General features: G+C 66.5%; 6 protein-coding genes. All 6 read right to left on the bottom strand.

The annotated features are described in order from the left end of the window. Positions 1-161: 161 nt before the first annotated feature. Positions 162-1,550: an alpha,alpha-trehalose-phosphate synthase (UDP-forming) gene (locus OKW76_RS00570; protein ID WP_416221829.1), complete on the bottom strand. Its 1,389-nt coding sequence runs from the start codon at positions 1,548-1,550 to the stop codon at positions 162-164. Further along, positions 1,547-3,343 carry a glycoside hydrolase family 15 protein gene (locus OKW76_RS00565; protein WP_265550208.1) on the bottom strand — a complete coding sequence of 599 codons (1,797 nt, stop codon included), beginning with the start codon at positions 3,341-3,343 and terminating at the stop codon, positions 1,547-1,549. Before OKW76_RS00565 ends, OKW76_RS00570 begins: the two co-directional genes overlap by 4 nt. Then, on the bottom strand, positions 3,340-4,095 hold the full coding sequence (gene otsB / locus OKW76_RS00560; protein ID WP_256506937.1) for a trehalose-phosphatase: 756 nt from the start codon (positions 4,093-4,095) through the stop codon (positions 3,340-3,342). Before otsB ends, OKW76_RS00565 begins: the two co-directional genes overlap by 4 nt. Positions 4,096-4,176: 81 nt before the next feature. After that, positions 4,177-5,649 (bottom strand): flavin-containing monooxygenase, encoded by a 1,473-nt coding sequence (locus OKW76_RS00555; RefSeq protein WP_265550205.1) that lies wholly within the window; start codon positions 5,647-5,649, stop codon positions 4,177-4,179. An 82-nt stretch (positions 5,650-5,731) separates the two neighbouring features. After that, positions 5,732-9,946, bottom strand: a complete 4,215-nt coding sequence (locus OKW76_RS00550) for a translocation/assembly module TamB domain-containing protein (protein WP_265550203.1) — start codon at positions 9,944-9,946, stop codon at positions 5,732-5,734. Further along, positions 9,946-12,114, bottom strand: a complete 2,169-nt coding sequence (locus OKW76_RS00545) for a BamA/TamA family outer membrane protein (RefSeq protein WP_416221871.1) — start codon at positions 12,112-12,114, stop codon at positions 9,946-9,948. Before OKW76_RS00545 ends, OKW76_RS00550 begins: the two co-directional genes overlap by 1 nt. Positions 12,115-12,151 lie beyond the last annotated feature (37 nt).

The following is a 12,151-nucleotide window of genomic DNA, read 5'->3' as shown; positions in this document are numbered from 1 at the left end:
GACAGGACGGCCCTCGCACACCCGTCGCCCCGGCCTTGTGCCGGGGCCCACCGCTCCCCAAACACCATCCGCAGTCGAGGATCGTTGGACCCCGGCACAGGGCCGGGGTGACGGGTTAGGTCCCCCCCGCCCCCTCGCTTCAGGGGGCGGCTCAGCCACGCTCACTCGCCGACCTTGGCATCCCCCATCAGCGCCTGCGTGAAGCGCTTGCGCCACCACACCACATCCTGGTTCACGACATTGTCCATCATCGTGCGCCAGCGGGTGATCCGCTCCTCGCGCGGCATCTTCAATGCCTGGACGATCGCGTCGCTGATCTCCTCGGCGCTGTAGGGATTGATCAGGATCGCCCCCCCCTTCAGCTGCTCGGCGGCGCCGGCGAAGCGCGACAGGATCAGCACGCCGGGATCCTCGGGGTCCTGCGCGGCGACATATTCCTTGGCGACCAGGTTCATCCCGTCGCGCAGCGGCGTCACCAGCCCGATCCGCGCGGCGCGATAGATTCCCGCCAGCTGGTCGCGGGGATAACCCTGGTTCACATAGCGGATCGGCACCCAATCGACGTCGGCAAAGGCGCCGTTGATCCGTCCCGACATTCCCTCGAGCGCGGCACGGATCTTCTGATAGCTCTCGACCGCGCCGCGCGAGGGGGGCGCGATCTGGAGCAGGAACACTTCCTTGCGCTCCTCGGGATAGGTTTTGAGGAAGCGTTCATAACCGAGAAAGCGCTCCTCGAGCCCCTTCGAATAATCGAGCCGGTCGACCCCGACGATCATGTCGCGCCCCACTGCGCTGTCGCGCATCCGCCGGAACGCGAGGCGCGCAGTGGGGCTGTGCGACGCTTCGATGAACTCGGTCGCATCGATGCCGATCGGATCGGCCATCACGTGCAACACGCGATCGCCTAGCGTCAGCATATGCCCGTCGAGCGTCGCGCCGAGCTCGACGATTGCATAGTCGCAGAAGCTTTCGAGCCATTCCTCGGTGTGGAAACCGATGACGTCATAGTCGAACAAATGCCGCACCAGCTCGGCCGCCTCGGGCAATACGCCGAGCAAGCGCCGCGGTGGCCAGGGGATGTGGAGGAAGAAGCCGATCCGGTTCTTGCACCCGCGCGCGCGCAGCGAACTGCCCAGCGGAAACATGTGATAATCCTGGATCCAGACGACGTCGTCGGCCTCGATCAGCGGCCGGACGGTATCGGCGAAGCGATCGTTGACGCGCTGATAGCCGCCGGCGAAGTCGCGCTCATATTCGGCCAGGTCGATCCGATAGTGGAACAACGGCCACAGGGTCCGGTTGGCATAGCCGTTATAATATTCCTCGATATCCTGCTCTTCGAGGTCGACGGTGGCGGTGGTAACCCCCTGCGCGCGCTGGAAGTTGATATGGCCGGTAAAGTGATCGGTGGTCTCGCCCGACCAGCCGAACCACATCCCCTTATATTCTCGCAACGCCGCCGCCAACGCCACCGCCAACCCACCTTGCGCCCCCGAATTCGAGTCAGTCGGCGCGGATACGCGATTGGAGATGATGATGAGGCGGCTCAACGAATGGCACTCCATGGTTTGCTCAGCAGGACGGCACAATTGATCATGCCGACCAGCGAATAGGTCTGGGGATAGTTGCCCCATAATTCCCCGGTGGCGGGGTCGATATCCTCCGACAACAGGCCGGCGGCGGTGCGCCGCGACAGCATCTCGTCGAACAGCGCGCGCGCATCGGCGTCACGCCCCGTGAAATGCAACGCCTCGATCAGCCAAAAGGTGCACACATTGAACGCAGTTTCGGGCAGGCCGAAATCGTCTTCGGTGTCGTAGCGCAGCATATGGCTGCCGCGCCGCAGCCCTTCCTCGACCGCCTTGAGCGTCCCGCGGAAGCGCGGGTCGTCGGGCGAAAGGAAGCGCAGATCGAGCAACTGGATCAAGCTGGCGTCGAGATCGTCGCCCGAAAAGGTCGCCGACAAGCGCTGGGTATCCTCGCGCCATGCCGATTGCTCGATCGTCGCGCGCATCGTGTTGGCGCGCTCGTTCCAGAACTTCTCGCGATCGGGCAGGCCGATCCGCCCCGCCGCATTGGCGAGGCGATCGCACGCCGCCCAGCACATCGCCGCCGAATAGGTATGCACCGATTGGCGGGTACGCAGCTCCCACAGCCCGGCATCGGGCTTGTCGTACAGCTCCCATGCGCGCTCACCCACCCGTTCGAGCGCTTCGAAATCCTCGATCCCCGCCATGCGGAACAATCGCTGATCGAAGAACGCCTGAACGTTCGACAGCACGATCTGGCCATAGGCGTCATGCTGGATCTGCTCATAGGCCTGGTTGCCGACGCGCACCGGCCCCATCCCGCGATAGCCTGACAATCGCTCGGCCTCGCGCTCGGTCAGCTCGGCTTCGCCCAGCAGACCGTACAGCGGCTGGATATCGCCGCCCTTTGCGCCATCGACGATGTTGCGCAGATAGCCGAGATATCCCTCGAGCACGTCGAGCGCGCCGACCCGGTTGAGCGCCTGGACGGTGTAATAGGCGTCGCGGATCCAGCAATAGCGATAATCCCAGTTGCGCTGCGACCCGGCATGCTCGGGGATCGAGGTGGTCAGCGCCGCGACGATTGCGCCGGTTTCCTCATATTGGCACAGCTTGAGCGTGATCGCCGATCGGATCACCACGTCTTGCCATTCGAACGGCGTCGCCAGCCCGCGCACCCAATGCTGCCAATGCTGGGTGGTATAGGTCAGCATCTCCTCGACCGTGGTCGAAAGATCGCCCGCGAAGCTTTCATCGGGGCCGAGGAAGAAGTGGAGCGGCCGCTCGACGCGGAAGACGCGCTCCTCTTCGAGCATTCCCACCGGCGCGTTGGTCGACAGCCGAAGCTGGATACCGTCGAGCAGGAAGCGGATATGGTTCGACCCGCTGGTCCGCCCGACCGAGGAATCACCCCAATTGCGCGTCGGGCGAAGCCGCACGCGGATGCGCGGGCTGCCCGCGATCGGCTTGACGCAGCGCACGAAGGCGACCGGGCGATAGGTGCGCCCCAGCCGTTCGAAGCGCGGGCAGAAATCGGTCACCTCGATCACCCCGCCCTGCGAATCGGTCATCCGGCTGACCAGGATCGGGGTGTTCTGGCGATAATATTGGTCGATCGAGACGCAGTCCTCGAGGTCGATCGCCCATAGCCCCACCGCATCGTCCGATTCGGGATCGCGCCCGTCGATCAGCGAGGAGAAGGTCGGATCGCCGTCGACGCGGGGGACACAGCCCCACACGAAACGCGCGCCGCGATCGACCAGCGCGCTGACCTGGCAATTGCCGATCGGCCAGAGATCGAGCGTCGGGGTCATGCGGTCACCTGCGCGGCGTCCTGCAGCCAGGCGCGAACCTGCGCCACGTCGGCGAGGCGATAGCCCGCCGCGGTCGGGCGCGCATCGCCCACCAATATCCCCACCCCGCCGAGCGCCGCCACCGCGTGGAAGCCATCCTCGTCGGTCACGTCGTCGCCCAGGAACACCGGACGCGTACCCGCGAAGGGCGCATCCTCCATCAGCCGCGTGATCGCAGTCCCCTTGTCGCCAGTGGCGCCGCGCAATTCGATCATCATCTTCCCCGGTTGCAGATGCAGCGCATGTTCGTCGGCCAGCCGCTCGGCGAGCACGCGCGCGTCGTCCTCATGCTGCGGCGCCATGCGGTAATGCAGCCCGACGCCAAACGGCTTGGTCTCGACCAGCACATGCTCGCGCGAGGCGGCAAAGGCGTGGACCTCGGCGCGCGCCGCGTCGAGCGTCGGCGGCAGGCTCGGCTGCAGGTCGCGCCCGTCGGGCCAGCGGAACTCGACGCCGTGGCTGCCCGCCACCGCGAAGGGCAGTCCATCGAACATCACCTCGATATGCTCGATCGCACGCCCGGTAACGATGGCCAACCGGCCATCGAGCACCGCGCCGAGCCGCGCAATCAAGTCGCGCAAGCTGATGTCGGCGGTGACCGCATCGGGGCGGTCCTGCAGCTCGACCAGCGTGCCGTCGAAATCGAGGAACAGGCTGGCGTCGCGCAGCAGCCCCCCCGGCGGCGGCAACAGCGCCTGGGGATCGTCATTCATGTCAGTCTGCAAATCGGCCTCCCGGCACATGAAAATTCCGCCTGCGAACCGGTTTCGCACCGCGGCAAAAGCTTCGAAGGATCACGCAGCGCGCTTCTGCCGCAGCGGGTTCGAAAACACCATGTCGTCGTCGATCGAGCCGAAGCGCAGCGCCACCAGGTCACGCGCATAGCTCTGGTGCAATTTCCACGGCGCGCGTGCGCCCTGTTTGGGAAATCGATCGAGCGCGCGCTGGACATAGCCCGAGGAGAAGTCGAGGAACGGATGCGCCGCGGCGTCGGTGTCGCCGGGTACCGGCGTCGCCTGGCGAAGCCCGCGCTTGGTCATCGCGTTGAGCAGCCGGCAGACATAGGCCGCGGTCAGGTCGGCCTTCAGCGTCCACGACGCGTTGGTATAGCCGAACGAATAAGCGAGGTTGGGCACGCCGCTGAACATCATCCCCTTGTAGTTCAGCGTCTGGCTGAAATCGATCGCGGTGCCGTCGACGGTCACCGGCATGTCGGCCATCAGCTGCAATTCGAGCCCGGTCGCGGTGACGATGATGTCGGCGGGCACTTCCTCGCCATTGGTCAGCCGGATGCCGGTCGGCGTGAAGCGATCGATATGCCCGGTGACGACGCTCGCCTCGCCGCGCTTGATCGTCTCGAACAGATCGGCATCGGGCACCAGGCAGAGTCGCTGGTCCCAGGGATTATAGCTCGGGGTGAAATGGGTATCGACGTCATAGTCGGGGCCGAGATGCCCGCGCACCCAGCCGAGCAGCCGCTTCTTGGTCCGTTCGGGATATTTGCGCGTCTGCCCGTAGAAGAACTGCCCCAGCAGCACGTTGCGCCAGCGGACCATCCCATAGGCCAGTTTAGACGGCGCCACCGTCCGCAGCCAGTTGGCGAAGCGATCGTGCGACGGGCGCGCGACGACATAGCTCGGCGAGCGCTGGAGCATCGTGACATGCGCGGCGGTCCTTGCGAGTTCGGGCACCAGGGTCACCGCGGTCGCGCCACTGCCGATCACCACCACGCGCTTGCCCGCATAATCGAGGTCGGCGGGCCAGAATTGCGGATGGACTATCGTGCCGGCGAAATCGTCACGACCGGCAAAATCGGGGGTGTAGCCCTTGGCATAATCGTAATAGCCGGTGCACATGTGCAGGAAGTTGCAGCTGTAGGTCCGCCGCCCTGCCCCCTGTGCCTCCACCGTCAGCGTCCAGCACGCATCGGCGCTCGACCAGTCGGCCGCCACCACGCGCTGGCGATAGCGAATCCGCGAATCGAGATCGTCCTCGTGCGCGGTTTCCTCGATATAGCGCAGGATCGACGGGCCATCGGCGATCGCCTTGGCCTCAGTCCACGGCTTGAACGCGTAGCCGAGCGTATGCATGTCCGAATCCGATCGGATCCCCGGATAGCGGAACAGGTCCCAGGTGCCCCCCATCCGCGCGCGACCTTCGAGGATGACGAAGCTGCGATCGGGGCAGCGCTCGCGCAGATAATGCCCCGCGCCGATTCCCGACAGGCCGGCGCCCACCACCACCACGTCGAAATGCTCAACGGTCATCGCGTTTCTCCCGCGGCCTTCGCTAGGCGATCTTGCGCAGCGACGGAAGGCGGGACATCGCCCGCCTTCCGTTCTTCAGGCATCAATAGTCGCGCGAGTAGCGGAAATTGACGCTCGACCCGCCGAACGATCCGGTCTGCGACAATACGCTCAGCGTCTTGGTCAGCGCGACCTCGAGCTGGGTCGCGGTGAAGCCGCGCGCGTCGGTGATGATCTCGACATAGATGTCATCGGTCAGATACTGCCCCGCCGACAATGCCGTCCCGCGCCCGGTCGCCTCGTCGCCGCCGACGATCCGCAGCCGGTCGATCCCACCCGCCTGGCGAAGCTCGCCCAGCGGATTGAGCCCGCCGCCCGATCCGCGCAGCGAATTGAGCGCCGAGGCGAGCTGGATCGCCTGGATCGCCGACAGGTTCGTCACCGAGCTGCCGAACAACACTCGCGAGAGCACTTCGTCCTGCGCCAGTGCGGGGGTCGAGGTGAACGCCACCTGCGGCCGCTGCGCGGTGCCGGTAACGTTGATGATCGCCGTCACCCCCTCGGTCGTCGTGCTCGCCGATATCGCGATATTAGGGTTGGTGAGATTGTTGCCCTCATAGCTGATCACGCCGCGCGTCAGGTCGAAGCGCTTGCCCGAGAAGGAATAGGTACCGCGCACGACTTCGATCGTCCCGGTGATCCGCGGCGCGGCCGACGTGCCGCCGACGCGAAGATCGGCCTCCCATTCGGATTCTAGCCCCATGCCCGAGACATACAGCCGGTTGTCCGCGCGCACGTTGATCGCCAGCCGGAACAGCCCCGGTGGCCCCGATGGCGTGTCGTCGCCATCGTCGGCCGCCCGCACGACCTCGCCGCGGCGGCGGACGCCGGTGAGCACCGCAACCTCGGCGGCACCCTGGCGGATCACCTGATAGCGCGCCTCGGGGATCAGGATATCACCCTCGATCAACCCGCCATTGGCGCCGTTGGTCAGGTGGATATTTCCCGTCGCAGTCGCGCCCAGCGCATCGCTACGCGCCAGCCGCGCATTGTCGAGCTTGGCCCGGATATCGATCGGGAAGCCGCTATTGGCGGCAAGCCCGACATAGCCCTGCGCGGTGACACTGCCCTCGCCCGCCGTCGCGCGGACTTCGGTCAGTTCGAAGCGATCATTGTTGAACCGACCGTTGACCCGCATCGCGGTCAGCCGCGTGCCATAGGTTTCGTTTTCATACGTCAGGTTGTTCGCGCGAACGACGCCGGCGATCCGCGGCGCGCCGACAGTGCCCGAGAAGTCGGCAGCGATCCCCACCGGTCCCGACACTTGCTGATCGGCGATGCCCGACAGCGAGAACAGCACGTCCGACGGGCCGTTATAGCGGATGCCACCGGTCAACGGCGCCTGCGCATAGCCGCCGCTGCCCGGGGTGAAGCCTGCCACGACGCGGCCGATCGTCGCGCCGCCGCGCTGGACGATCGCGCGCAGGTCGCTGCGCCCCGATCCGAGCGTGCCGATCGCCTGGATATCGACCGGGGCCGAAACCGTGGCGAGACTCGATCGCGTGAAATTGTCGATCTCGATGCGCGCAGTGCCGGTCGGGAACGCCGCACCCGCCGCCTGGTTCGCCTCGAAACTGCCGGTAGCCGATCCGCCGAGCCCGAGCCCTGGCACGAACGCATTGGCGACCGCCAGGTCGAGCTTGTCGAGCCGTGCCTGCACCGACATGCCGTTGCCATAGGTGCCCGCCACTCGCGCCGAGCCATTGTCGAAATCGAGCCGTGTCGGGAACAGGCGATAGCCGCCATTGACGGGGACGATCCGCGCGGGCTGCGCGGTGCGAAAATCGATGCCGTTGCCGGTGCCCTTGAGCGCCACAAGATACTGGTTCGGGCTCAATCGCGCATTGGCCGCGATCTCGAACGGCACGCCCGACGAGCCCCGCGCGAGCGCGGTCACGGTGCCGTTGCCGCCGCGATAATTGCCGCGTGCGCGCGCCTGGGTCACGACGAACTCGCCCTGGCGGAAATTGGCGACCTGCGCGTCGAACACCACCGCGGGCGCATCGTCGTACAGCACCACCGAACCATCGATGATCGCGCGCCCGATCGTCAGCCCGGCATCGCCTGGAATCCGCGCGTTATAGGCGCGCGCGCTGACATTGGCGCTCTGGTACCGCCCGACCGCACCCAAGCGTGCGATGCCGTTGACGCCCGAGCCCGAGAAGTTCAGCGCACCGGTGAACGGACCCGCATCGGTTGCCGCGACGCGACCATTGATGTTGATGCCAGCGAACACGGTATCGCGGATATCGGCGGTGAGGCGCGGCGCGGTCCGCAGCAGGACATTGGCGTTGAACGGGCCATAATCGGTGCCGCCCGTCGCCTTGATCGCATAGCCTTCGCCCTGCCCGCGAATGTTCGCGACCAGATTGGTCAGGCCGACGCCGACCCCCGGGCGCGGCGCGCGAACGAGCACCACCGGCGCGGCGACGCTGCCGCTCACCCGCGCCGAAATCGGACCATATTGCGTCGACACCGCATCGGCATTGACCAGCAGCGGTCCGGCAAAGTCATATTGCCCCGATCCGCGCGTAATGCGGAATTGCGGCGCATTCAGTCGCAGATTGTCGAAGCGGACGATCCCGTCGGGCCCCATGGACACGTTCGCCGCGGTGGTGGCGTTGCCGCCCAGGAAATTGCGGATGCCATCGTTGAACAGCCGCTTGGTCTGCGCCACGACGCGGCCGCGAATGCCATAGCCGTCGGCGGTCGCGACGACATCGGCGTCGGTGCTGAGGTCGAGGATGCCGATCGAGGCGAGCTCGTAATCGTTGACCCGGCCCTTTAGCGCGCCGGTATAGCGCCCGCTGCCCAAGTCGGCGACGATGATCGCGGTGGCGTCGATCCGGTCCGATCGGATGCGCAGATTGTCCGACAGGATCTGGTCGCCCGAATAGGCGAGGTCGCCGTTGATCGTGACATTGGTGACGAGGCCGCCCACCGCGGCGTTGAGCCCCGAGACGCGCGCCGCGCGCGCGCTGACCGGTACCAGGATGCGATCGGCATTCACCGTCGCGCGGCCTTCGGCGTAAAGTTGTTCGACCACGGTTTCGCCGAAGCCGATCGCCGCCGCCTGCAGCTTATAGTCGACCGTCGGCGTCGCGAACGCGCCGTCGAGCGCAACCTGCGCGCGCACCGCGTTGCCGTTGAGGTTTTCGAGGATCGCGCCGGGGGTCAGCAGCAACGCTTCGGCGCGGAAGCCTTCGAACCGGCTACGCCCCAGATCGAGCAACCCTTGCGTCGATACCGCCAGCGCGTCCGACCGCAGCCGAAGCTGGGTGTCGAGGCGGCGGTTCTCGAGCAACCGCGCATCGAGCGCGACCTGCAACGCGGGCGACGTCAGCCGCTCGACCGGACCTTCGAGATAGACGCCGGGCTGCGCGCGGCCGCGTACCTGGAAGAAGCCGTCGCGCGCGGTGATGCCGATATTGGCAAGGCTCTGGCCGCCGAGCGTTCCCGCCAGCCGGCCCGTCCAGCGCGCCCATGTCCCTTGCCCGTCGATCGTGACGAACAACGGCGCCTTGAGCGACGCCATGCTGCCGATCATCCCGCCAGCCGGGGCATTGAGCTTCAGATCGACGTCGAAGCGATCGTCATCGGGCACCGCGTCGAGCGCCAAAGTCAGCCGGTCGCCGCCGGCAACCCCTGCCGCGGCGATCGTCGCTGCGTTGGCGGTGAGCTGCGCGCGACGATCGGCGATATGCACCTCGCTGTCGATCCGCGCGATATAGCGCTGGCCGGCCACCGCGGGCGCGAGCTCGATCCGCTCGATCGCCAGGCGATTCACGTCGATGTCGAGATCGGGCAGCAACGGCGCGTCGGGATCGCTCGGCGTCTCCTTCAATTCGGGCAGCCGCGCGACGCGCACCAGCGGGCTGGTCAGCGACCGGATGTCGACATGGTTCGATGCAAAGGCGAACGGCCGCCAATCGACCGCAAGGCTGGGCGAGGTCGCGAACACCCCGCGCTGGTCGCGAATGCGCACATCGCGCAGCACCATCGACCCGTACAACGACCCTTCGATCCGCCCGACCTGGATATTGAGGCCCGAGGCGAGCGTATAGCCGTTGATCTGGTCGGCGACGAAGCGCCGGCCCGGCGCGGTGTTCATCACCGCGACGATGACCAGCAGCAACAACGCGATGACGCCGATCGCGATCCCGACCCATTTCAGGATACGCTGCCACAGCGGCGCACGAACGACGATATGCTCGTCGTGCGGCGCGTCGGGCTGGTCGTGCACCATAGTGTCGGTCATCAAAACGCCTGCCCGATCGAGATATAGACCGCGATCAGCGATTCGCCCTCGCGGCGCGCGATCGGGGTTGCGACATCGAGCCGCATCGGGCCGAAATTGGTATAGAAACGCCCGCCGATCCCCGCGCCGAAGCGCAGGTCCGATCCCTTGGGCAGCGTGCTGTCATACACCTGGCCGGCATCGATGAAGGGGACGATGCCGAAATTGCCGAAGCGATAGCGCGCCTCGATCGCGAACTCGTTCAGGCTGCGGCCGCCGATCGGGCGAAACACCGTGGGCGAGCTGTCTTCATCCTCGGGATCGAAATCGGGATTGGGCTCGGTCGTGCGCGGACCGAGTTCCTGGAATCCGAAGCCGCGCACCGATCCGCCGCCGCCCGAATAATAACGCCGCGAGGGCGCCAGATCGTCGCGCGAAATTCCCGCGATTGCGCCGGCGCGTGCGCGGCCGGCCAGCACGATGCTGTCGCCGATCGGGTAGTACGCCGTACCCTCGACCATGAACCGGCCATAGGGGCGCGCACTGCCCTGCACCGCTGCTTCTGGGCTGACGTTGAGCTTGAGCCGGAAGCCCTTGGTCGGATTGAGCAAATCATCCGAGGTATCGAAGCCGATGAACAGCGGCGCCGCGGCGATGCCATAGGTTCGGCGGACGCGATCGTTCAGGTCGAAGTCGAACACGTCCTCGTTGGTGCCGATCAGCTCGAGCCCGTAATAATAGGTGATCCGCTTCTGCCAGATCGGCGTCGAATCATAGCTGATCCGTCCCGACAAGGTGCCGGTGAACGCCTCGAACGCTTCGTAGTTGGAGCGGTTGGCGCTGGCCGTCAGCGACACGGTGCGATCGCGCCTTCCGGCGTTCGAACGCCGGAAGGTGACCCCCAGCCCCTGTTCCTGCGTGCCCGCGACGACGTTGGCGATCAGCGCGCCTTCGGGGGGAAACAGGTTGCGATGCGTCCAGGCGCCCTCGACGCGAAGGCCTTGGCCGGTGCCATAGCCCGCCTCGGCGGTCAGCGAGCGCGCTGGCCCCTTGTTCTGGCGGACCAGCAGGTTCACCTGTTCCGTGCCGTCAGGGCCTGGGGTGCCGGTGCGCTGCGGCTCGACCGACACCGTCGAAAACAGGCTGGTGGCGATCAGCGCATCGCGCAGATCATCGACCTTGCGGCTGTCATAGAGTTCACCCGCGTCGAAGCGGGTCAGCACCTGCAGATGATCGACCTCGAACACCGGATCGCCCTCGGTGGTGATTGTCCCGAACGACGATCGCGGTCCGGTCGTCACCGGCAGCGTGTAGGCGCCGGTAAAGACGCGTTCGTCGAGCAGGATGTCGCGCTGCCCGACTTCGGCGAAGGGATAGCCTTGTTGCGGCAGCTTGAGCGAGACATTCGCCTCGGCGCCCTGGACGCGCGCAGCATCGATATTCTCGCCAACCTTCAGCGGCAGCTCGCGCAGGATCATGCCGGCAGGAACGGTCTCGTCGGCCTTCACTTCGATCGAACCGAAGCGGTACATCGGGCCCGGCGTCGCGGTGAGCACTGCGCGCAAATTGCCCGAATTGGCGGGGTTCTGCTCGACCGCCGACACCACGGTCGCGTCGTAATGGCCGATCGAACGCAGCAGCCGCAGCGCCAACTCCTCGTCCTCGCGCGCGCGCGCCGCGACCTGGGTCGCGTTGGCGGCTTCGCCATCGCCTTCCTCGAGCGCCGAGAGCGCTTCGAACTCGTCGTCGAGGCCTGCCTGTTCGAGCCCTTCGACCACGGTGGTATAGCGGATCTCGACCGGCTTGGTGTCGGTGCCCGCCGCCACCTCGCTCGGCGGATTGACCTCGAAGGTCGCAAGCGGCGGCAGCGGCTCGGCAAGGGTCGCCTCGGCCGATAGCGGTTGCGGCGCGATGGCGTTGGGATCGGTCACCCCGGGGGCGACCACCTGAGCCGCGGGCGCGGTATCGGCGGTCGTCGGCGGGGCGGCCGGGGTCTCGAAATCCTGCATCGGTTCGAGCGGCGCGTTGATGTCGCCCGAAAGCGAGGGCAGCGCGGCTTCGAACTCGGCCTCGGGGATGATCGGACCTTCGACCTGCGGCGCGGGAGCCGACTGCTCCGGGGCGGGCTCGGGCGCAATTTGCGCAACCGCGGCGTGGGGGACCAACACCAGCGTGGACACCAGCGCCAGCGTCGAGACACCCAGGCCCGCGCGACGGCCCGATAAA

This window comes from Sphingomonas sp. S1-29 (assembly GCF_026167545.1).
Classification (GTDB): domain Bacteria; phylum Pseudomonadota; class Alphaproteobacteria; order Sphingomonadales; family Sphingomonadaceae; genus Sphingomonas.
This window is presented reverse-complemented; position numbering and strand designations above follow the sequence as displayed.